Origin of the sequence: Antarctobacter sediminis, from assembly GCF_019218285.1 — a bacterium.
In the GTDB taxonomy this organism is placed as follows: domain Bacteria; phylum Pseudomonadota; class Alphaproteobacteria; order Rhodobacterales; family Rhodobacteraceae; genus Antarctobacter; species Antarctobacter sediminis.
This window is the reverse complement of record NZ_JAHUZG010000004.1, coordinates 57,836-77,773: the sequence shown is the minus strand read 5'-3', so window position 1 is coordinate 77,773 and position 19,938 is coordinate 57,836. Positions and strand designations below refer to the sequence as shown.

Annotated in this window: 20 protein-coding genes; 8 read left to right on the top strand and 12 right to left on the bottom strand. The window is 63.8% G+C overall.

Annotated features, from left to right (window positions below; all coding sequences use genetic code 11):
* Positions 1–51: 51 nt before the first annotated feature.
* From KJP30_RS19575 to KJP30_RS19545, 7 genes are all read left to right on the top strand, one after another.
* Positions 52–897 carry an ABC transporter substrate-binding protein gene (locus KJP30_RS19575; protein ID WP_218451058.1) on the top strand — a complete coding sequence of 282 codons (846 nt, stop codon included), beginning with the start codon at positions 52–54 and terminating at the stop codon, positions 895–897.
* Between the two features lie 67 nt (positions 898–964).
* Entirely contained in the window at positions 965–1,702 is a 738-nt protein-coding gene (locus tag KJP30_RS19570) for an amino acid ABC transporter permease (RefSeq protein WP_218451057.1), read from the top strand.
* 25 nt (positions 1,703–1,727) lie between these two features.
* The gene (locus tag KJP30_RS19565; RefSeq protein ID WP_218451224.1) at positions 1,728–2,540 is read left to right on the top strand and encodes an amino acid ABC transporter ATP-binding protein; all 813 of its coding nucleotides are present in this window, start codon (positions 1,728–1,730) and stop codon (positions 2,538–2,540) included.
* 11 nt (positions 2,541–2,551) lie between these two features.
* The gene (locus KJP30_RS19560) at positions 2,552–3,574 is read left to right on the top strand and encodes a phosphotriesterase family protein (RefSeq protein WP_218451056.1); all 1,023 of its coding nucleotides are present in this window, start codon (positions 2,552–2,554) and stop codon (positions 3,572–3,574) included.
* Positions 3,571–4,464: a dihydrodipicolinate synthase family protein gene (locus KJP30_RS19555; RefSeq protein ID WP_218451055.1), complete on the top strand. Its 894-nt coding sequence runs from the start codon at positions 3,571–3,573 to the stop codon at positions 4,462–4,464. Before KJP30_RS19560 ends, KJP30_RS19555 begins: the two co-directional genes overlap by 4 nt.
* Positions 4,465–4,468: 4 nt before the next feature.
* Positions 4,469–7,294, top strand: a complete 2,826-nt coding sequence (locus KJP30_RS19550) for an FAD-dependent oxidoreductase (RefSeq protein ID WP_218451054.1) — start codon at positions 4,469–4,471, stop codon at positions 7,292–7,294.
* An 11-nt stretch (positions 7,295–7,305) separates the two neighbouring features.
* Positions 7,306–7,719: a DUF3830 family protein gene (locus tag KJP30_RS19545; RefSeq protein WP_218451053.1), complete on the top strand. Its 414-nt coding sequence runs from the start codon at positions 7,306–7,308 to the stop codon at positions 7,717–7,719.
* 35 nt (positions 7,720–7,754) lie between these two features.
* Here the strand turns inward: KJP30_RS19545 and KJP30_RS19540 are convergent, their stop codons facing one another.
* The 5 genes from KJP30_RS19540 to KJP30_RS19520 all read right to left on the bottom strand — a co-directional run bounded on the left by KJP30_RS19540 (position 7,755) and on the right by KJP30_RS19520 (position 10,708).
* Positions 7,755–8,411: an SDR family NAD(P)-dependent oxidoreductase gene (locus tag KJP30_RS19540; RefSeq protein WP_218451052.1), complete on the bottom strand. Its 657-nt coding sequence runs from the start codon at positions 8,409–8,411 to the stop codon at positions 7,755–7,757.
* 10 nt (positions 8,412–8,421) lie between these two features.
* Positions 8,422–8,793 carry a Cif family virulence factor gene (locus KJP30_RS19535; protein WP_218451051.1) on the bottom strand — a complete coding sequence of 124 codons (372 nt, stop codon included), beginning with the start codon at positions 8,791–8,793 and terminating at the stop codon, positions 8,422–8,424.
* Complete coding sequence (locus KJP30_RS19530) at positions 8,793–9,233, bottom strand: nuclear transport factor 2 family protein (protein ID WP_218451050.1); 441 nt, start codon at positions 9,231–9,233, stop codon at positions 8,793–8,795. Before KJP30_RS19530 ends, KJP30_RS19535 begins: the two co-directional genes overlap by 1 nt.
* Positions 9,234–9,302: 69 nt before the next feature.
* Entirely contained in the window at positions 9,303–9,737 is a 435-nt protein-coding gene (locus KJP30_RS19525; protein ID WP_224874614.1) for a nuclear transport factor 2 family protein, read from the bottom strand.
* 65 nt (positions 9,738–9,802) lie between these two features.
* Entirely contained in the window at positions 9,803–10,708 is a 906-nt protein-coding gene (locus tag KJP30_RS19520; protein WP_218451048.1) for an alpha/beta hydrolase, read from the bottom strand.
* A 276-nt stretch (positions 10,709–10,984) separates the two neighbouring features.
* Between KJP30_RS19520 and KJP30_RS19515 the strand changes: the two genes are divergently transcribed.
* The gene (locus KJP30_RS19515; RefSeq protein WP_218451047.1) at positions 10,985–12,616 is read left to right on the top strand and encodes a flavin-containing monooxygenase; all 1,632 of its coding nucleotides are present in this window, start codon (positions 10,985–10,987) and stop codon (positions 12,614–12,616) included.
* 1 nt (position 12,617) lies between these two features.
* Here KJP30_RS19515 and KJP30_RS19510 read toward each other — a convergent pair whose 3' ends face one another.
* The 7 genes from KJP30_RS19510 to KJP30_RS19480 form a co-directional block, all read right to left on the bottom strand.
* Positions 12,618–13,502, bottom strand: coding sequence for a helix-turn-helix domain-containing protein (locus tag KJP30_RS19510; RefSeq protein WP_218451046.1), 885 nt, complete (start codon positions 13,500–13,502; stop codon positions 12,618–12,620).
* Positions 13,503–13,585: 83 nt separating this feature from the next.
* Complete coding sequence (acmB, locus tag KJP30_RS19505) at positions 13,586–14,782, bottom strand: methyl acetate hydrolase AcmB (protein WP_218451045.1); 1,197 nt, start codon at positions 14,780–14,782, stop codon at positions 13,586–13,588.
* Positions 14,783–14,884: 102 nt separating this feature from the next.
* On the bottom strand, positions 14,885–15,904 hold the full coding sequence (locus KJP30_RS19500; protein WP_218451044.1) for an AraC family transcriptional regulator: 1,020 nt from the start codon (positions 15,902–15,904) through the stop codon (positions 14,885–14,887).
* 163 nt (positions 15,905–16,067) lie between these two features.
* Complete coding sequence (locus tag KJP30_RS19495) at positions 16,068–17,123, bottom strand: 5-oxoprolinase subunit C family protein (RefSeq protein ID WP_218451043.1); 1,056 nt, start codon at positions 17,121–17,123, stop codon at positions 16,068–16,070.
* Complete coding sequence (gene pxpB / locus KJP30_RS19490; RefSeq protein WP_218451042.1) at positions 17,120–17,833, bottom strand: 5-oxoprolinase subunit PxpB; 714 nt, start codon at positions 17,831–17,833, stop codon at positions 17,120–17,122. Before pxpB ends, KJP30_RS19495 begins: the two co-directional genes overlap by 4 nt.
* Positions 17,834–17,839: 6 nt before the next feature.
* The gene (locus KJP30_RS19485) at positions 17,840–18,610 is read right to left on the bottom strand and encodes a LamB/YcsF family protein (RefSeq protein WP_218451041.1); all 771 of its coding nucleotides are present in this window, start codon (positions 18,608–18,610) and stop codon (positions 17,840–17,842) included.
* A 17-nt stretch (positions 18,611–18,627) separates the two neighbouring features.
* On the bottom strand, positions 18,628–19,929 hold the full coding sequence (locus tag KJP30_RS19480; RefSeq protein WP_425515725.1) for a TRAP transporter large permease: 1,302 nt from the start codon (positions 19,927–19,929) through the stop codon (positions 18,628–18,630).
* Between the last annotated feature and the right edge of the window lie 9 nt (positions 19,930–19,938).

The window sequence follows — 19,938 nt, the reverse complement described above, 5'->3', positions numbered from 1 at the left end:
AGAGGGTCGATCAGCGACCCCGACACCCCAATCCAACAGAGGAACGACACGATGAAAACGATCACCATGACCGGCACGGCGCTGGCCACCTTCATGACTTTCACGGCGGGTGCTGCGCTGGCGCAGGATTGCCCCGCGGATCTGCCGCTGGTCGAGCCGGGCAAGCTGACCATGTCCATCAATGCCACGATCCCGCCCAAGCAATACATCGACGCCAATGGCCAGATCGCAGGTCTGCACCGCGACATGGGCGACGAGATAGCCAAGCGGCTGTGCCTTGAGCCGGTGTATCGCAACGTGGATTTCGCCGTTCAGATCCCCGGGCTGGATGCCGACCGCTGGGACATGATCAATACGGGGCTCTACTTCACCGATGAGCGTGCGACGTTCATGCAATTGGTGCCCTATTCGGTCAATGCGCTGGCGCTGATCGCATCGGCAGGCAACCCCGAGGGCTTCTCGGGCCCCAAGGATCTGGCCGGCTATCCTGTCGGGGTCGAGATCGCGGGCTTCGAGGAAAAGAAACTGCGTGAGATCAACGAGGCGCAGATCGCCGATGGGCTGGCCCCGATGGATATTCGCGCCTTCAACACCTACGGCGAAACCTTCCTTGCGCTGGGCGGTGGGCAGATCGCAGCGGTCTTTGCCGGTGATGCCATCGGTTCGTACTACCAAGAGCGCGGCCAGTTCTCAAAAGCGGCTACGGGCCTGTTCCCCGGAACCCCCGGCGCTTTTGCCTTTGACGAACCGGAACTGGCGCAGGCCGTTGCCGATGCGCTGAACGCGATGAAGGCCGACGGCACCTATGACAAGATGATGGACGATTACGGCACCACCAAGATCGACGTCTGGGACCGCTGGCCGGGAGAGTTCACCTATTTCTTCACCGGCGAGTGATCCTTCGGGGATTTGACTGAAACGCGGGCGGCTCCGAGCGGCCGCCCCGAACCCGAAGGGAGACCTCATGTCCTGGAGTTGGGACCATTTCATGCAATTCCTGTTCAGCCCCTATATGCTGAACGGGGTCTGGACGACGATCTGGCTGTCCATCGTGGCCATGGTGATCGGTTGTTCTCTGGGGGTCATGCTGGCCTTCATGAAGATGTCGAAGACGTGGATTTTTCGGCAGATTGCCAACACCTACATCTGGGTTTGGCGCGGCACACCGCTGCTGGTGCAGATGGTTATCATCTACACGGTTCTGCCCAAGATCGGGATCAAGCTGGGGGTGGTCGAAAGCGCCATCATCGCGCTGTCCCTGCATGAAGCCGCCTATTTCGCCGAAATCGTCCGATCCGGTATCCTGTCGGTCAACAAAGGGCAGGAAGACGCCAGCCTTGCACTGGGCATGACATGGCCGCAGCGCATGCGCTACGTCATCATCCCGCAGGCGACCCGCGTGATCATTCCGCCGCTTGGCAACCAGTTCAACCTGATGATCAAGACAACGTCGCTGGCGTCAGTCATCTCGATGGAGGAATTGTTCCGCCGCACGCAGCAGCTGGCTCAGCTCGAGTTCAAGGTGCTTGAAGCCTACATGTGCGCCGCGTGCTGGTATCTGTTGATGACCACGGTCTGGGGCCTGATCCAGAAGCGTCTGGAGGCACATTACGACCGACCATTCGGTCCGGTGGCCGACACCACTTCTGCCGCTGCGAAAAAGCCCGATCCGGTCCTGACCGGTCAGGCAGCCCAGGTCTGAGATGGAGGACAAGGATATGAGCAACATGGAAACCGAAGTCCTGCCCGTGGCCAATGCCGGTCCGCGCGACCTTGGCCCGCCCATTGTCGAGATCAACAAGGTCGAGAAACGGTTTGGCAGCGTGACGGTGCTCAAGGATGTCAGCCTGACGGTCCGCACGGGCGAAGTGGTGGTGATTGCCGGGCGCTCGGGCTCTGGCAAGTCGACCCTGCTGCGCTGTATCGACCATCTTGAAACCATCGAGGGCGGGTCGATCCGCGCTTGTGGCGAACTGATGGGCTATCGCGATGACAGCGCCGGAAAACGTGTGCAGCTCGGCGACCGAAAGGTCGCCAGGCAACGGCGGAACATGGGCATGGTCTTTCAGTCCTTCAACCTGTTCCCGCACCTGAACGTGTTGAAGAACATCACTCTTTCACCGGTCAAGATCATGGGGGAGGACCCGGCCAAGGCAACGGCCCACGCCCATGAACTTTTGGCGCGGGTCGGACTGCCGGACAAGGCGGACGCCTATCCCAGCCAGTTGTCGGGCGGTCAGCAACAGCGCGTTGCCATCGCCCGCGCGCTTGCCATGCGCCCGCAGGTGATGCTGTTCGACGAGCCGACCTCGGCGCTGGACCCCGAGATGATCTCGGAGGTGCTGGACGTCATGATCGACCTCAGCCGGCAGGGCATGACGATGATCGTCGTCACGCACGAGATGGGCTTTGCCCGCGCGGCGGCAGATCGCGTCCTGATGATGGCCGATGGCTGTATCGTCGAGGAAGCCCCGCCAGAAGAGTTCTTTACCAACCCGCAGAGCGAACACACCAAGTTGTTCCTCTCGAAGATCCTGTAGGGAGCTGGGCCGTGATCCGGACGGTACTGGGCGACGTGTCGGCGGATGCGGTCGGTCCTGCGCTTCTGCACGAACATGTCCTCTTCGACATCGTACCCCCGGGCGCAGCCGGGGATCGCCATGCCGACATCGCGGTCCCGGACAGGTGGCAGGTGGATTATCGGTCCAATGAATGCGCGGCGAATGCCTTGCAGAGGGATGAGGCGGCGGCCACGGCCGAACTGGCACGCTATGCGCAGGACGGGGGCGCGCTGATCGTCGATCAGTCGGTCTTTGGTCTTGCCAGGGATCCCGCCGGGCTGGCGCGGGTTTCGGCGGCCAGCGGGATACATGTGGTGGCCTGTGCGGGCACCTATGTAGAGCCTTACGTGCCGGAACCGGTTCGCGCGCTGTCGGCGGGCGCGCTTGCCGACCGTTTCACGACCGAGGTGGCGACGGGCTGCGATGGCACGCCGATCCGCGCCGGTTTGATTGGCGAAATGGGGTGCTCATGGCCTTTGACCGCTTTCGAGACCCGCGCCCTTGAGGCCGCAGCCGAAGCGCAGGCCCGGACGGGTGCGGCCATCAGTGTACACCCCGGACGCCATGAAACGGCCTGCGCGCAGATCCTAGATATTCTTGCGGCCAACGGGGCCGATCTGACGCGGGTGATCCTTTGCCATATGGATCGGACGCACCCGGACGGCACGGGCATCCTGCCTCTGCTGGAACGGGGCGCTGTGGTGGAATGGGACTTCTTCGGGGTCGAGACCTCACATTACTGGATGACCGATGAGGTTGAGCTGCCGACCGATCTTGCCCGGCTTCGCCTGATCCGCAGCTTTGCGGACCACGGGTTCGGCGGCCAGATCGCCGTGTCTCATGACATCTGCACCAAGACACGCCTGCGCCAATGGGGCGGGCACGGCTATGGCCATATCCTGCGCAACGTGACTGCGCTGATGCATCGGCTGGCCTTTCCGCAATCGCTGATCGACGCGCTGATCCGCGATACGCCTCTTAGACTTCTGAACGTGAAGGAGATCCCGCAATGACCCAGTTTCGCGGCACATTTTCCGTGATGGTCACGGCCTACGACGACGCGGGCAACTTCGATGCTGCCCGCATGGCCCGCTACACCGACTGGCAAGTGACCGAAGGTATCCACGGGCTGATCCCTTTGGGATCGACCGGAGAGTTTCTGTCGCTCAGCACGAAAGAACGTGAGTCCGTGGCGCGCTGTGTCGTGGACACGACCGCCGGGCGTGTCCCGGTTCTGATCGGGGCCGGGGCTGAAAGCACCGAAGAGGTGATCGAGAACTGCCGCATGGCCGAGGCCGTGGGGGCGGACGGGGTGATGATCATTCCGCCGTTCTATTCCACGCCGACGGAAGACGAGTTGTTTCGCCATTATGCCCGCATCAGCGAAGCGACCAGCCTGCCAATCATGCTGTACAACAATCCGGCGACCGCCAATGTCGATCTGACACCTCCGATCGTGGCACGGCTGTCGGTGCTGGATCGGGTGGATTACATCAAGGAAAGCACGATGGACGTCACTCGCGTGCGGGACATTCTGGACCTCTGCGGTGACCGGATGACCGTTTTTGGCGGCATCATGGGCTTTGAGAGCTTCGTCAACGGGGCCGAAGGCTGGGTCGCGGTGGGGTCGAACATCCTGCCGCGCGATTGCGCGCGGCTGTTCTCCCTGACCGCAGACGCGCAGGATTATGACGCCGCGCGCGAGATCTATCGCAAGATCCTGCCGGTGATCCGTCTTGTAGGCGGGCATCGCTATGTTTCGGCCACCAAGAAGGCGCTGGAGCTGATGGGATTGCCCACAGGCGCGCCACGTAGTCCGCGTCTGCCCCTGCCAGAGGCCGAGATGCCCGAACTTCTGGCCGCACTAAAGGCGGTCGACCTGCTGGAACACGCCGAGGCCTGAGCACATGCGCTTTACCTGGAACGGCGCGCCGGTCGAGGCCCGCCCCGGCGACAGTATCGCCGCTGCCCTTACGGCGGCGGGGGTGCGCAGGCTGGGCAGCGGTTGCCAAGGCCAGGACCGTGCGATGTTCTGCGGTATGGGGGTGTGTCAGGACTGTGCGGTGCAGGTCGATGGCCAAGTCGGTCAACTGGCCTGCATGACCAAGGTCACGCCGGGCATGGATGTGCGCGCCCAAGAGGACCTGACCACGCGGCCGACCCCGTGGGAGGGTGAGGCCAACACCCCCGAAACAAGAGATCTGGACGTGGTGGTGATCGGGGCCGGGCCGGCGGGGCTGCGTGCTGCGCTGAGCCTTGCCGTGGCGGGCGCGCAGGTTCTGGTACTGGACGAACGTGATGCCGCGGGCGGGCAATTTTACAAACCGCGCAGCGACGGATTTCGCGGTGCCGGGGCAAAGGACGCCCAGCACCTTGCCGGTGACAGGCTGCGGCGGTCCGCGTCTGATGCCGGGGTTCGCATTGAACAGGGGCAAACCGTCTGGCACGCCCGCCATGACGGCCAGTTTCAGTTGCGCAGTCATGGCGCGCACCGGGGGCTGTGCCTGACGGCGCGTTGCGTCCTGCTGGCGACCGGAGGGTATGAATTGCCGCCGGTGGTGCCCGGCTGGACCCTGCCCAACGTGTTGAGCATCGGGGGCGCGCAGACATTGGTCCGGCGTTATGGGGTGCTGCCGCCCGGGCCGGTTCTGGTGGCGGGGCACGGGCCGTTGGGGTGGCAGTTGGCCGATGAGATCCTGCGCTTGGGCGGAAAGCTGGCCGGTCTGGTTGAACGGTCCAACCTGCGGCGACCCGCCGACGCGTTGCGTGCCGCGATCCTGTCGCCGGGGCTGATCGGGACCGGGCTGCGTCAGCGGCTGCGGCTGGCCCGGGCCGGTGTGCCCGTCCTGACCGGTTGGGAGCTGGCCGAGATCACGTCACAGGGGGCCACCCTGCGCAGCATGGCGGGAGAGGCGACGCGGACCATCGCGGCGGCGACGGTCTGCATCGGCGCCGGGTTTGCCCCGCAGGCAGAACTGGCGCGGCTGATGGGAGCAAAGCTGCACCTTGATGCGCGCAGCGGGTTGCCGGTCCCTCAGCGCGACGCGAGCGGCGCGACATCTGTTCCGGGGCTATGGATCGCCGGAGATGCCGGGGGCATGGGGGGGGCTCCCGCGGCCGAGGCGCAAGGGGCCATGGCAGGGGCGGCGATTGCGGCCCATCTTGGTTTGACCGCGTGCGCCGCGTCCGATGCCCCCTTGCGCCGGGCGCGACGTTTCCAAACTGCGCTCTGGTCGCTGTTCGCGGCCCCGAAGCCCGCGCCGCCCGAGGATCGCGCAACCCTGTGCCGTTGCGAGGCGGTTACGGCTGGTCAGATCCGTGCCGCCATAGCCGAGGGCGCGCGCGACCCCGGGGCGCTCAAACGGGCGACGCGCATGGGGATGGGGCGCTGTCAGGGGCGCTATTGCCTGCCGGTTGCGCTTCGGATGCTGGCAGAGTCCGGCACACCCGCTGAGGCGGAGCGGCATTTTGCGCCCCAGATCCCGGCCAAGCCGGTTCCGGTTTCTGCGCTGGGCATGGAGAAACCCGAGTGGGGTGGCCACCGCGAAAGCGCCCCGGCCGCGCGTCCGGGGCAACCGGCCATCGCGCCTTTGGCGCAGGAGCGCGCCGATTTGATCGTCATCGGCGGGGGCATCACCGGCATTTCCGCCGCGCTTTTTGCTGCGCGGGACGGGGCGCGGGTGACAGTTCTGGAACGTGGCTGGCTGAACGCCGAGGCCTCGGGCGGCAATGCGGGAAGCCTGCATCTGCAACTGTTGTCCTGGGATTTTGGCCAAAAGGCCGTGGGCGGCGGCGATCTGCAACTGCGCACGCTGCCCTTGCAGCAAGAATCCATCGCGTTGTGGGGCACATTGGAGCGCGAACTGGGCGCAGATTTCGAGATGGCCACAACCGGCGGGCTGATGGTCGCCGAAACCGGGGCGCAGATCCCCTTTCTGGAACAAAAGGCACGGGCCGAGGCCCGCGTCGGCATAACGACCGAAGTGATTGGTCCCGACCGCCTTCGCCAGATCGCGCCGGGTATTTCGGATCGAATGGTGGCGGCGGCTTGGTGTCCGGGCGAAGGCAAGATCAATCCGCTTGCGGCCTCGCTTGCATTGATCGCCGAGGCCCGGCGGCAAGGCGCGCGCTTTGAAGATCAAACCCCGGTGACAGGAATTCAGCGCGACGGAACCGGCTATGCGGTGCAGACGCCGCGCGGCACGCTGAATGCGCCGCGTGTGCTGATCGCGGCGGGCGGCTGGTCGGCGCAATTGGGTGCGATGCTGGGGGCCAAGGTGCCGGTCAGGGGCGCACCCTTGCAGATGGTGGTGACAGAGCGCACGGCACCGGTGCTGCCCTGCCTTCTGGCTCACGCGGACCGCCACCTGACGATGAAACAGACAATGGCCGGCACCGTCCTGATCGGCGGGGCATGGACGGCCGAAACCGGCCCGGCGGGACAATCGCGGGTGCTGCCCTCCAGCCTCGAAGGCAATCTCTGGGTGGCCGCGCGAACCGTGCCTTTAGTGGGCGGGCTGCGTGTGCTGCGCAGCTGGGCGGCCATGAACATCGACATCGACGGGGCGCCCCTGATCGGACCGATGCCCGGGCATCCGGGTGTCACCGTCGCCGCCACGGCCAATGGCTATACGCTCGGGCCTCTGATGGGGCGCGAAGCCGCCCGCGCGGCGCTGGCAGGTCAGACCCGACAGGACCTCGCCGATTTCTCATTCGACAGATTCAACGCTTGAAAGGACCAAAGATGACCAAGCTCAAGATTCACGCCGGCCCCTATGAATTCGACGCGGTGCTGGAGGAAGAGGCCGCGCCGAAAACCTGCGAGGCCTTTCGCAAGACGCTGCCGTATAAAAGCCAGCTGGTCCATGTCCGCTGGAGCGGTGAGGGCGTCTGGATCCCGCTGGGCGATCATGACTATGGCGTTGGATACGAAAACCATACATCGCATCCGGCCCCGGGCCATTTCATCCTGTACCCCGGTGGCATTTCCGAAACAGAGATCCTTCTGGCCTATGGCGGGGTCGATTTCTCGTCCAAGATGGGCCAGCTGGCGGGCAACCATTTCATCACCATCATCAGCGGGCAAGAAAACCTGATGAAGCTGGGCAACCTCGTGTTGTGGGAAGGCGCGCAGGATATTTCCTTCGAACTGGCCTGAGGCCGGCCTTGGCGCGCCGAGGGCGGCGCGCCTGCCTACCAGTCGATCGGCTGCCGGTCGCGGAAAAAGCCGCCCGTCGGGCCGGAGGCATCCAGCGTCGCCAGCCAAAGGGCGGTGTCTGCGCCTTCTTCGGGTGATCGACTGGCGGTCCGGCCCCCCATGCGGGTGCGCACCCAACCAGGGCACATGGCGTTGACCTTGACCTCGCGCGGCAGGGTCCGGGCAGAAGCCACCGTCAGCGCGTTCAGGGCCGCCTTGGCGACGCCATAGCTGGCCGGTCCTGCCACGCCATCGGAAAACGCACCCCAACCGGATGAAACATTGACCACGCGGCCAAACTTGCGCGTCACCATGCCGGGCACCAGATGATGCATCAGCAGATATGGCCCGTGGACCATGATCGCCATCGACGCGGCAAAATCCTCGGGATTGTCCAGAACCGGACCCGATCCCAACACCCCGGCATTGTTGATCAAAACGTCCACCGCTCCGGCCGAACGAGCAGCCTTGGCGATGCTGTCGGCATCCGCCACGTCCAGATGCAGGGCCGTCGCGCCGATCTGGCGCGCGGCTTTCTCGCCTTCGGCAAGGTTGCGGGCACCCAGCAGCACCTGATGGCCCTGCGCCACCAAACCCTTGGCGATGGCCAGCCCGATGCCCCGGTTGGCCCCGGTCACAAGTGCGCGTTTCATCGGTTTCTCCTCAGTCTGAATATTGCAGGGACATGCGTGTGATCCTGCCGTCGGCGTCCCACCAATAGGAATACTGCACAATCCAGCTCAGCCAGCTGACTTCTGTCCTGGCAAAGCCTTCGCCGGACTCGAGGATCCTGCGATGTGCAAAACTTTTACCGTTAGGGATGACCTCGCGCAGGGCCCAGGCGCGGATCGCCTGCTGTCCCGAAAACTGACGGGATACGTCGATCATCACGGCGTCTTGGGTGAAACAGGCCATGTAGGCTTTGATGTCTTCTTGGCTGGTGGCTGTCTGGTAACAGTCGATGGCCCGCGGCAGAACGTCGGCCTGCGCAGGCAGCGCAGCAACCAGCAGGGCGCACAAGACAGAGCCGCGCATCACGCGGCCCTTGCCTGTGCAAGCGCGGGCAGTTCGCTGTTGCCGGTCAGCAGGTGCAGATTGAAGGTGTTCGAGGCGATCCGCCACGACCCGTCCTTGACCAGGACCAACACGTAGTCACCATAGACGGTCCATGTATCGCCGCCATCGGCCTCTTTGATCTGATGTGTGGCGATGACATTGGCGCGGACAGTGGCGCTGTTGCCCTCTGTTTCGATACTCAGCGCGCCAAGCTGGTGATGCGTGTTGTCAAAGCCCGGCAACATGGCCTTCCAGCCGGTCAGGATCTCACCCGGGGGCAGATCCGCGCCGGGACCGGCACCAAAGCTGGAATAATCAAGGTGGAAGGGGTTGGTCATCAAGGTCTCGGCCCGGGTCCAATCACGGGCATCGATGGCGGCAAAGAAGCTGTGAACGATATTGGCGATGTCCTGCGTCATGTTATTTGTCCGTTGTAGAGGCCGCGCCGCACAGGGGCGCGGCTGTTTGATGGAAACGAATGCAAAAGGTCAGCGCGCCAACCGATCGGGCACAGGTGCCAGATCATACTGCGACCAGAAAAAGCTGTTGGCCGCGTCCTGATCGGCGCTGAGGTTGGTGGCCTCGACGATCTTGCCGTCTTCGATGCGGTAGACCAGCGCCCATGTCGTATCGACATTGGGCTTGCCCGCGACGTTGGACCAGCCGCGGTGGATGTCCACCACATGGGTTTCGTCGGCACCGAAGTAGATCGGCTGCGCCTTGAAATCGGCGGCCCCCAGCTGGGCGAAGAAGGCAAGCACTTCGTCACGGCCCTGTTTCGTACCCGAAAGCGGATGCCGTCCCGGGATGTGCCAGCGAATGTTTTCGTCCATGACGGCTGCGATGCCGTCCAGATCGCCGGCGCCATAGGCGGCAAAGAAATCCTGTACGATCTTTATGTTGTCTTCGGGGGATGCGGCCATCAGGGGGCCTCCTGTCAGAATTGCTGTGGTTAGGGCGAGGGTCTTGGCGAATGTCATTTGGGGCCTCATGCGGTCAGGAAATCGGCCACGGCGTCTGCGGCGGCGGTCACAACGTCCTTGCGGTCGTAGAAATCGAATTGGGTGACGTCTTCGCCCAGCCACAGGCGTTCCAGCGGGGCCTTGGTACGGGACTCGTAGGCATTGGCCCCGGCAGGCAGCGCGATCGAGGGCGACCCCACCATGAGCATCGGTTTTGTCAGGCGATCCGCGCTGGCCTGTGCATCATAGGTCAACCATGGCTTCCAAGATGCGACCGAGAATTTGTTGTCATAGGCGGGGATCAGGCCGCGATCTTCCTCGGTGTAGTAGGGGGCCTGGAACATGACGGCGTTTTCATCGGTGGCCGATGCGCCGGGCAGGACGGTTTCGGCCGCGTCGGGGGCCTCGGCCGCAGCGATCAGGCTGGCGGCAACGTCTGGGCCGCCATAGATGCCTTCGGCCATTTCGGCGTCATGCAGCCACGGGGCGACCAGCGCCAGTTTCCGCAAGTCATCCGTGTCGGCCACCGCTGCGGCCATGTACCCGGACGAGGCGCAGACACCGAGGCCCGAAACCTGTTCTGCGTCGACCGCTTCCTGTGTGGCAAGGAACCGTGCGGCGGCCTTGATGTCGGCGGTCTTGGTGGCGGGGTCTTCGACATAGCGCGGCGCGCCCTGGCTTTCGCCCCAGCCGGTGAAGTCAAAGGCCAGCGCGACAAGTCCGCGGGCGGCCAGTTCGCGGGCATAGGTGCCGGCCATCTGTTCCTTGACCGTGGTCCATGCGCCAGTGACGATCACCGCCGGCAACGGCCCTTTGGCGTTTTCGGGAAGGTACAATGTGCCCTTCAGGTTGTTGCCGTTGCTGTCAAAGCTGACGGCGCGCGAGGTGACGCCCTTGATGCCGGGCGTATTCTGAAGAGTGATGCGGGTCATGGCTTGGCTCCGTAAGGGGTTGGATCTTGTTGAGCCGAACCTAGCCTCCGTATCCCGTTGCGATAATTGCCCCGTTTTTCACCTCTTTCATGTATCCAGTTCACTAATTGGCGGTCCTTTCCACCTTCGGAACGTGTGCGTTTTGTTCAAAACCTCTGGCCGAAACGTTCAATACGTCCCTTGTCCGCGCTCTCTAGCCTGTTGATCCAGCGGCAGCGCCTTGGAGAGGAGACCGGGGCATCTGCCGCGTGACAGCAATCCGAAGGGAGAGAAGACATGACGCGGAAGATTGATGCGCTGGTGATCGGTGCAGGGGTCGCGGGGCTGTACCAGCTATATCAGCTGCGCCAGCAAGGGCTGGACGTACACGGGGTCGAGGCCGGGTCCGACGTCGGCGGGACATGGTACTGGAACCGCTATCCCGGTGCCAAGTTCGACAGCGAAAGCTATATTTACCAGTATCTCTTTGATGAAAGCCTGTACAAAGACTGGACGTGGTCCGAACGGTTCCCCGGCCAGCCCGAAATCGAACGCTGGATGCACTATATCGCCGACAGGCTGGACCTGCGGAAGGACATCAGCTTTTCCTCCAAGGTGATCCGCGCCGATTTCGATGAGGCGACCGGACGCTGGACCGTGCAGACTGACACCGGGGATACCTATGACACGCAGTTCCTGATCGGTTGCACCGGAATGCTGTCCGCTCCGCTGACCGATCGTTTCCCGGGGCAGGATCGTTTTCAGGGGACCATTGTACACACCGGCCGTTACCCGAAGGGGAGACTGGATCTTGACGGCAAACGTGTCGGTGTCATCGGCATCGGTGCAACCGGCATTCAGGTGATCCAGACCATCGCGCCCATCGTCGGCGAGATGAAGGTCTTTGTCCGCACGCCGCAATATGTGTTGCCGATGAAGAACCCCAAGTACGGGCCTGACGAGGAAAAGCGCTACAAGGCACGTTTCGAAGAGCTCAAGGCCAACCTGCCGGTCACTTTCACGGGGTTCGAATACGATTTTGAACACAAATGGGCCGACTGTACCCCGCAGCAGCGCCGCGCCATCCTCGAAGAGATCCACGCCGACGGTTCGCTGAAGCTGTGGCTGGCGTCTTTCGCCGAGATGTTCTTTGACGAACAGGTCAGCGAAGAAATCAGCAGTTTTGTCCGCGAAAAGATGGCCGCACGGCTCAAAGATCCGGCCTTGATCGACATTCTGGTGCCCAAGGCCGGGGATTATGGCTTTGGCACCCATCGGGTGCCATTGGAAACGAATTATCTCGAGGTCTATTTGCAGGAAAATGTCACCGCGGTTCCGGTGCGCGACAACCCCATTGCCGAGATCGTCCCGGAGGGTGTCAAACTGCAAGACGGCACGGTCCACGAACTGGACGTGATCATCATGGCAGTGGGGTTCGATGCCGGGTCGGGGGCGCTGGCGCGGATCGACATTACCGGGCGGGATGGCATGACCCTGCGTGATGAATGGTCCCGGGATATCCGGACAACGTTGGGGATCCAGAAATACGGGTTTCCCAATCTGTTCATGACCGGTGCGCCGCTCGCTCCCTCGGCGGCGCTGTGCAACATGACGACCTGCCTGCAACAGCAGACCGAGTGGATCAGCGATTGCATTCGCACCATGCGCGCGCAGGGGGCAACGGTTTGTGAACCGACCGCCGAAGGCGAGGACGCCTGGGTCGCTCATCACGATGAAACCGCCAATGCCACCCTGATCGCCAAAACGAACAGCTGGTACACCGGGTCAAACGTGCCGGGCAAACCCCGCCGCGTGCTGTCTTATACCGGTGGTGTCGGGACCTACCGCGCAAAATGTCAGGAGATCGCCGACAACGGCTATGAAGGCTTTGCCATGACGCGAGCCAAGGCCGTCGAAGCCGCCGAGTGACCTATTGCGCCTGCCGTCGAAAGACGGCGGGCGTCTTGCCGAAGGTGGCCGAAAAGCAGCGGGTCAGATGGGCCTGATCGCTAAAACCGCAATCCGCCGCGATAGCCTTGATCGGCAGCGCCGTTGTCGCCAACAGGCGCTGGGCTCGTTCCAGGCGCTGCGCCTTTACAAAGGCGTAAGGCGGAACACCAAAGCTGCGCCGGAAAAGCCGCGCAAACTGGCAGGGCGCCATATCCAGCGCATCGCCCAGACCGCGCAAGTCCAGCGCCTGATCAAGGTGGCTGTCGATGAAATCAAGGATACGGCGGCGTTGCCGTTCGGTCAGACCGGTGCCGTCGCCAACAGCGGGCCGCCGAATGCTGGCGTACCGCCGCAATAGATGCACCACAAGCCCGCGCGCCACGCTGTCGACGTAGAGTGCGCCGCCAAGACCGGCGGTCCGGGCCTCTTCCTCGATCTGGGACATGGCCTGAACCATCAGCGGGTCGTCCGTGCGCAACACGTCTTGCAACTCTACCGTCGCAGAGGCGCAGTCCAGCATCTCGCCCGCCACATCCGCCACCAGCGCGCCGGACAGATAGACATGGGTCACGTCGATCGATTCACGCCAGTTCCATGACACCTGCTGCGCCCGCGTCAGCAATGAGGCCGCCCCCGGTCCCAGCGTCTTGCGAGTCCAGCGCCCGTCATAGCGGCGCTGCATCGGCGTGACACCGGACCGGTATCCCACCAGCATAAAGTCCCGCATACCCGGAACCGTCACCGATTGACCTTCGTAGTGGTAAGACCGCAGGGCGACATTCTTCCAGCCCAACCCGTCACTGGCCAACAGCACCTTACCTGGCACCCATTCCGGCAGTTTTTCATATGAAATCGGTTCGCTCATCGCTCCTCCTCCCAAAGCGGTGACGAAAGAGGGGGGCGGTGCGCCGCCCCCCAGTGAACCCGACGCGGCGGGAGCCGGTCGCGTCAGGTGGACAGGGTGCGATAGACGGCGCTCTCGAAATCGAGATACCCGGGGAAGGACACGGGATCGCCAAAGGGCAGGATCTGGGTGGCCCAGTATCCGCCAAAGCCGCCCGCGCGGTCGATCCAGTAAAAGCTGTTGGCCAACCCGGCCCAGCCGATGGCCCCTGCCGGGCGGCCGGTGGGGGCGGCTTCGGTGTTGACCATGAAGGTATAGGACCAATCCTTGCCCAGACCGGGGAAGAATTCGGCGTCATTCGACAAAGAGGGAATTACCCCGGGCAGCATTGTCACCTTCTGCGGCGGAACCAATGCGCCCTTGACGGCCCAGTCGACGGTATCGGGGCGCAACACGCGGCCATTCGGGCCGTCGCCGTCGTTCAACCACATGCGAATGAACTTCATGTATTCGGGCACAGTGCCGTACAGTCCGTGCCCGCCCATGTCGACTTCGGGATTGTCGGGCAGGGCAAAGTCATCCAGCGGTGTCAGGTTCCCATCTTCGCCGCGCGCGTGGATCGTGGCTGAACGCGCCTTCATCGCATCGGTCCGGGTAAAGGCGATCTCGTCCATACCCAGCGGATCAAAGACCCTCTCGCGCATCACGTCGCCCAGCCGTTTGCCGCGGATGCCTTCGACCACCTGGCCGACCCAGTCGATGTTGCTGCCGTATTCCCATTTTTCGCCGGGATCGAACAACAGGGGCGTTTCGATGGCGGCATGGGTGCCAGACACAACAGAGGGCTGGCCGTGGTCCTCGGCCAGACGCTTATAGGTTTCGTTGAAGAAATCATAGCCGAAGCCGCCGGTATGCAGCATCAGCTGCCGCGTCGTGACATCGGATTTCGGCGCACGCAGGCGCGGCTGGCCATCGGCGTCGAACCCTTCGATCACCTGCAATTTGCCGATGGCTGGGGCATAGTCTTTGGCGGGCGCGTCAAGGTCCAGCAAGCCGTCTTCGACACATTGCAGCGCGGTTGTGCCCGCGATGGCCTTGGTGGTCGAGAAAATGGCAAGCACCGTGTCCTCGGTCATCGCGCCATCGCCCAGACGACGGTCGCCCGCAGCCCCGGAATAGATGTCGCCTTCGCGGTCCGTGACCATTGCGACGACGCCGGGCACCCGCGACGTGCCGGTGGTGACCTGTGCCAGAACCGCGTCACAGGCGGCTTTCAGATCCTGTGTGGTGATGTCCTTCATGATGTCCTCCCTTGGATGCATCCAAGGAAGGCTATCGGTCGACGACATTTGCCGCTGTCCGGGATCGGCAACCGCTGTCCGAGATCGGAAGCAAACTGCCGGTCAGGACAGGACCGCGCCGCCGCTGCGGGCCCGTGTCTGCGAGGGAAGTTCGCCGAACCGTTCGCGATAACGCCCCGCAAGCGAGCCGAAATTGGCAAAGCCCCAGTCGGCGGCAATCTGTGACACGGTCAGGTCGGCGGGCGCAGTTTCAAGCTCGGCGCGCAAGCCTTCCAGCCGCCGGGCCGCCAGGAATTCCCGCGGAGAGACGCCCCGGAAACGCTGGAACCCGCCCGAGAGTGTGCGGCCAGAAACGCCGACGCGCCGGGCAATGTCGCCAATCGTGGGGGCCTCGCGGGCTTCGGATTCGATGATTTCCTCGGCGCGACGGACATAGCCCGGTGCCGCTGCGCGGGCGCCATCCTCCAGCCGGAGACCTGCGGCGGTGGCCCATTGGCGCAGCAATTCCACGCAAAGCGTTTCCTCTAGATGCCGCGCCAGTGCCGCGTCGGCGGGAACAGGTCCGGGCCGTGTCAGCGCGCGGGCGGCATATTCCAGCAGCGCAGGCCACGCGCTGTCTGGGCCGCCGAACTTGACCCTTGCGCACCACAGGCTGTCATCCGGCACAAAGCCGAACCAGCGTTCGGCGGTTTCGGCCATGACCCGATGCGAGATCGTCAGGTTCAGCTGCATGTGATCGGGATCCCCCTTCAGCCAGTAATCCGTGCGGGAACAGTCGACGACAAAGCTTTCTCCCGCGCCGGTGCTGACCGACCCGCCATCGCATTGGTGATCCAGCGCGCCGCGCAATGTGTTGAGCACGATGATATTCCCGGCGTCGGGATCGAACCGGTCAAGGTAGATGCCGGTCCCATAGGAAAACCGGGTCATGGTCACGCGTCCGGCATGGGCCGAAATCATCGTGGCGTCCGGCTTTGAAAAACGCTCCAGCGGTTTGACGCGGTAAGGCATGTAGACGGACCTGCAAAAGGCCTGAACCTCGTCCCAGTCGGTTGAATGGGTCTTGGCGTCATGGCGAATGGGTGCCCCCACCGTGTCCAGCAACAAGGCGTGCTCCAACAAATCCCGCTCCTCCTCGCGATGCCGAAGTTCGCCAAGTGTAGCATGGATTTCGGGGCGCGCGAAAAAAGCGCCTATGCCGTGGCCGACCGGTCAGGCGGCGTGGTTTATCTTGTATTCATAGCGGTTTGCGCCATGGCGGGCCGATCCCCATGGCGCCTTGTGCTCATTCGACCAAAGTCGAAGGCAGCGGGCCTTCGCCGCCCACCACCCCGCTGATGAGGTTTTCCGAGTACAGTTTCTGCAAAAAGCCCGCCGCGCCTGCCGGGCGCAGGTCGTCGATAACGCTCTGGAGCTTTCGTTCGGCGCTGCGGCGGAGCTCTTCTGCCTCGGCAGGCGTGACAGGGCGAAACCGCAGCGCGGTGCCCGGCAGGGCGCGCGCCAGTTGCGGCAGATCGGCCGAGATCACGGTGGCGATCTTGGGGTAGCCGCCGGTGGTCTGCCGGTCCGCCAGCAGGACGATCGGCAGGCCATGCCCCGGCACCTGAATTGCGCCGGTCACGACTCCGTCCGAAGGGATGTTGAACCCCGCCGGCCCATGTTCCACCGCCGCACCGTCCAGCCGCATCCCCATGCGGTCGCTTTGCGGGGTGACGGTATAGCGCGTGGACAGGAACGTTTCGATCCCGGCCTTGGTGAAATAGTCCTCTTGCGGTCCCAGCACCACGCGAAGAACATCCCCCGTGCCGGAAATGACAGGCTGCGGCGTGCCAAGGTCGGGGCCATCCGGGGCCGATGACCGGCAAAGCGGCAGCTCCGCGCCCTCGGTCAGCGGGTGGCCGTCAAAGCCACCCAGCGCGGCGGGCAGATAGGTGGCGCAACTGCCGAACGGATGCGCCACGTCAAAGCCGCCCGCGACGGCAAGATAGGCCGTCGCACTGTCGCGCAGCGCCTCGACGCCAAAGATCGTGCCACGGGGCAGGGTCACGCTTTGCCCGGCGGGGACGGGGCCAAAGCCTTCGCCTTCGACCTTGAGGAAACCGTCCGTGCCCGCAAGCGCCACGCGAACGGAATCCGCCTGCACCTGAAGGCGCGGGCCGAAAAAGCGGATCTCCAGCGCGCCAGTGCCGGGCGCATTCCCGACCAGCGCATTGGCCAGCCGCAGCGACATCACGTCAAGCGCACCGGACACCGGCAGGCCAATGGCCTGTAACCCGGGCCGGCCAAGATCCTGCAAGGTGGTCCGCATCCCGGCGCGCAGGGTTTTCAGCGTGGCACTCATGCTGGCAGCTCCTCGGCGGTCAGGCTGTCGCGGCGGGCGAACATGTCCCGGAACTCGGGCAGGGGGATCGCGGCAAAGCGCACCCGATCGCCGGGCTTCAGCCAGACGGGATCCTGCGCGGCAGGGCGGAACAGCGGCAGGGGCGTGCGGCCGATCACGTACCAGCCGGTCGGGTTGTCGACCGGATAGATCACTGTTCGCGCCGTGGCGGTCAGCACCGATCCGGCCGGGACATGCGGCACCGGGTTCTTGCGGCGCGGCACCGAAAGCGCCTCGGGCAGGTCGCCAAGATATGGCTGGCCCGGCGCGAACCCCAGCATGTAGACCGATTGTTCGACCTCGGTCAGTGTCTTGACGATCCGGTCCGGGGACAGGCCGGTCTGTGCGGCGACCTCTTGCAGATCCGGGGCACAGTCGCCTTCGAAACAGACCGGCACGCGCCAGAGCCGCCCGGCGACCAGATCGCTTTCGCTCAACCGTGCCAAGGCCGCCTGAACGGACTGGGTGATCCGGTCCTGGCTGGTCCGGCAGGGATCGTAGTGGATGGTCAGCGAGCGGTAGCTGGGCACCGTTTCGATCAGCCCCTCGGGCCGATCCTCGGCCAGCGCCGCGTGCAGTTGCAGGGCGCGGGCATTGGTGGCGCGCTGATCCGTGCCGTCGAATTCTACCGTCAGGCCGGTATCGCCACAGGGGAGGAACCGGGTCTGCATCGTCGGTCAGGCAAGCGTCTTGTGCATCGGCACGATGTCAAGGCCGGCAGCCTCGAACTGGCCGCGCAGGTTGCGGGCGATGTCGACTGCGGCGGGGCTGTCGCCATGCACGCAGACGGTGTCGATCCGGACCGGGATGCGCTTGCCCGAGAGGCTTTCGATGGCGCCGTCCTCGATGAATTTCAGGATGCGGGGGCCGGCGACTTCGGCATCATGGATCATTGCGCCGGGTGTGCCGCGCGGCACCAGCATGGCGTTGTCGTCATAGGCGCGGTCGGCAAAGATCTCGCGCGCCATGCGCAAGCCCATCTTTTCGCCCGCCTTTTCCAGTTCGCTCATCGGCAGGACGACAAACAGCAGTTCCGGTGCCACCGCCTTGACCGCGCGCGCCGCGGCCATCGCCAGATCGGCGTCGACGCAGGCCATGTTGCCCAGTGCGCCGTGGATCTTGTAATGCGTGACCTCGGTGCCGGTGGCGCGGGCCATGCCCTGGATCGCGCCCACCTGGTAGATCAGCATCTTTTCGACTTCGGCCACATCCATCTTGATCTGGCGGCGGCCAAACCCCCAGAGATCGTTGAAACCGGGGTGTGCGCCGATGCCAACGCCGTTCTTGCCTGCGCGCACCAGCGTGTCATGCATCACCAGCGGGTCGCCGCCGTGAAAGCCGCAGGCGACATTGGCCGAGCTGATGATGTCCAGCATCTGGTCGTCATGGCCGATGGTGTAGGCGCCAAAGCTTTCGCCGAGGTCCGAGTTGAGGTCGATGACGGGCATATTGGAAGCCTCCGAAGTTAGCCGCGGAATTCCACCTGACCGGGCAGGTAGGTGACGATTCCGGGGAAGACCGTGATCAGGAAGACAAGCGCGATCATGATCAGGAAGAAAGGAAAGGTGGCGCGGGCGATGCGGCTGATCTTTTCGCCGGTCATGCCCTGTATGACAAAGAGGTTGAACCCGACCGGGGGCGTGATCTGTGCCATTTCAACCACGACCACAAGGAAGACGCCGAACCAGATCTTGTCGAAACCGGCGGCCTCGATCAGGGGCAGGGTGATCGGCAGGGTCATAACGATGGTCGACATGCCCTCCAGCACGCAGCCCAGCCCGATGTAAAAGACCAGCAGCAACATGATGAGCATGAAGGGCGTCAGGTCCATTTCGGAAATCATTGTGGCCACGGCGCGGGGCACGCCAAGATAGCCCATCGACGAGGACAGGAACGAGGCGGCTGCCACGATCAGCCCGATCATCGAGATCGTGCGGATCGATCCATAGGCGATCTGGATGATGCTTTCCCGTGTCAGCGTGCCTTGCAGCCCGCTTACGATGATGGCGCCCAGCACACCGACGGCGGCGGCTTCGGACGGGCTGGCAAAGCCACCGTACATGGATCCGATCACCACGATGATCAGGAACAGCACCGGTCCAAGGTGTTTCAGCGCAATGATCCGGTCATGCCATGTGGCGCTGAGGTCCTCTTGCGGGACTTTTGTGGGGTCGATGGTCGTGCGCAGGCCAAGGTAGCCCATGTAGCAGATCGCCAGCAGCAGCCCCGGCACGATCCCGGCGATGAACAGCTTGAGGATCGAGGCCTCGGCCAGTACGCCGTAGATGATCATGATGATCGACGGCGGGATGAGAAAGCCCAGCGTGCCCGCGCCAGCCAGCGATCCCATGGCAAGATCCTTGTCATAGCCGCGCTTGAACAGCTCGGTCATGGTGATGCGGCCCACGGTGGCGGTGGTCGCGGCAGAGGAGCCCGACACGGCGGCGAACAGGGTGCAGCCCATGACATTCACATGCAGCAGGCGGCCGGGCAGGCGGGTGGTCCAGGGGGTCAGCCCGGAAAACAGCGATGAAGAGAGCTTGGAACGGAACAGGATCTCGGCCATCAGGATGAACATCGGCAGGGCGATCAGTTCCGGCGTGGTCGAGGCATTCCACGTGAGCTGCGCAAACAGCTTGTCCACGGGCATCCCCTTGAAGATCGACAGGCTGACGATCCCGACGAAGTAGAGCGCAAGCCCCACCCAGACGCCGGTGCCCAGTGCGAGGACCAGCAAGGAGACGATGGTAAGTGCGATAAAGGCGATCATTGCGGC

Excerpts from the sequence above, each read along its gene's own strand:
- KJP30_RS19525 (WP_224874614.1), bottom strand. The coding sequence starts at position 9,737 with ATGGCCGCATCCCCCGAAGACAACATAAAGATCGTACAGGATTTCTTT.
- KJP30_RS19515 (WP_218451047.1), top strand. The coding sequence starts at position 10,985 with ATGACGCGGAAGATTGATGCGCTGGTGATCGGTGCAGGGGTCGCGGGG.
- KJP30_RS19520 (WP_218451048.1), bottom strand. The coding sequence starts at position 10,708 with ATGACCCGCATCACTCTTCAGAATACGCCCGGCATCAAGGGCGTCACC.
- KJP30_RS19540 (WP_218451052.1), bottom strand. The coding sequence starts at position 8,411 with ATGAAACGCGCACTTGTGACCGGGGCCAACCGGGGCATCGGGCTGGCC.
- KJP30_RS19485 (WP_218451041.1), bottom strand. The coding sequence starts at position 18,610 with ATGCCCGTCATCGACCTCAACTCGGACCTCGGCGAAAGCTTTGGCGCC.
- KJP30_RS19575 (WP_218451058.1), top strand. The coding sequence starts at position 52 with ATGAAAACGATCACCATGACCGGCACGGCGCTGGCCACCTTCATGACT.
- KJP30_RS19555 (WP_218451055.1), top strand. The coding sequence starts at position 3,571 with ATGACCCAGTTTCGCGGCACATTTTCCGTGATGGTCACGGCCTACGAC.
- KJP30_RS19535 (WP_218451051.1), bottom strand. The coding sequence starts at position 8,793 with ATGCGCGGCTCTGTCTTGTGCGCCCTGCTGGTTGCTGCGCTGCCTGCG.
- KJP30_RS19570 (WP_218451057.1), top strand. The coding sequence starts at position 965 with ATGTCCTGGAGTTGGGACCATTTCATGCAATTCCTGTTCAGCCCCTAT.
- KJP30_RS19530 (WP_218451050.1), bottom strand. The coding sequence starts at position 9,233 with ATGACGCAGGACATCGCCAATATCGTTCACAGCTTCTTTGCCGCCATC.
- acmB (WP_218451045.1), bottom strand. The coding sequence starts at position 14,782 with ATGAAGGACATCACCACACAGGATCTGAAAGCCGCCTGTGACGCGGTT.
- KJP30_RS19510 (WP_218451046.1), bottom strand. The coding sequence starts at position 13,502 with ATGAGCGAACCGATTTCATATGAAAAACTGCCGGAATGGGTGCCAGGT.
- KJP30_RS19545 (WP_218451053.1), top strand. The coding sequence starts at position 7,306 with ATGACCAAGCTCAAGATTCACGCCGGCCCCTATGAATTCGACGCGGTG.
- pxpB (WP_218451042.1), bottom strand. The coding sequence starts at position 17,833 with ATGCAGACCCGGTTCCTCCCCTGTGGCGATACCGGCCTGACGGTAGAA.
- KJP30_RS19550 (WP_218451054.1), top strand. The coding sequence starts at position 4,469 with ATGCGCTTTACCTGGAACGGCGCGCCGGTCGAGGCCCGCCCCGGCGAC.
- KJP30_RS19495 (WP_218451043.1), bottom strand. The coding sequence starts at position 17,123 with ATGAGTGCCACGCTGAAAACCCTGCGCGCCGGGATGCGGACCACCTTG.
- KJP30_RS19565 (WP_218451224.1), top strand. The coding sequence starts at position 1,728 with ATGGAAACCGAAGTCCTGCCCGTGGCCAATGCCGGTCCGCGCGACCTT.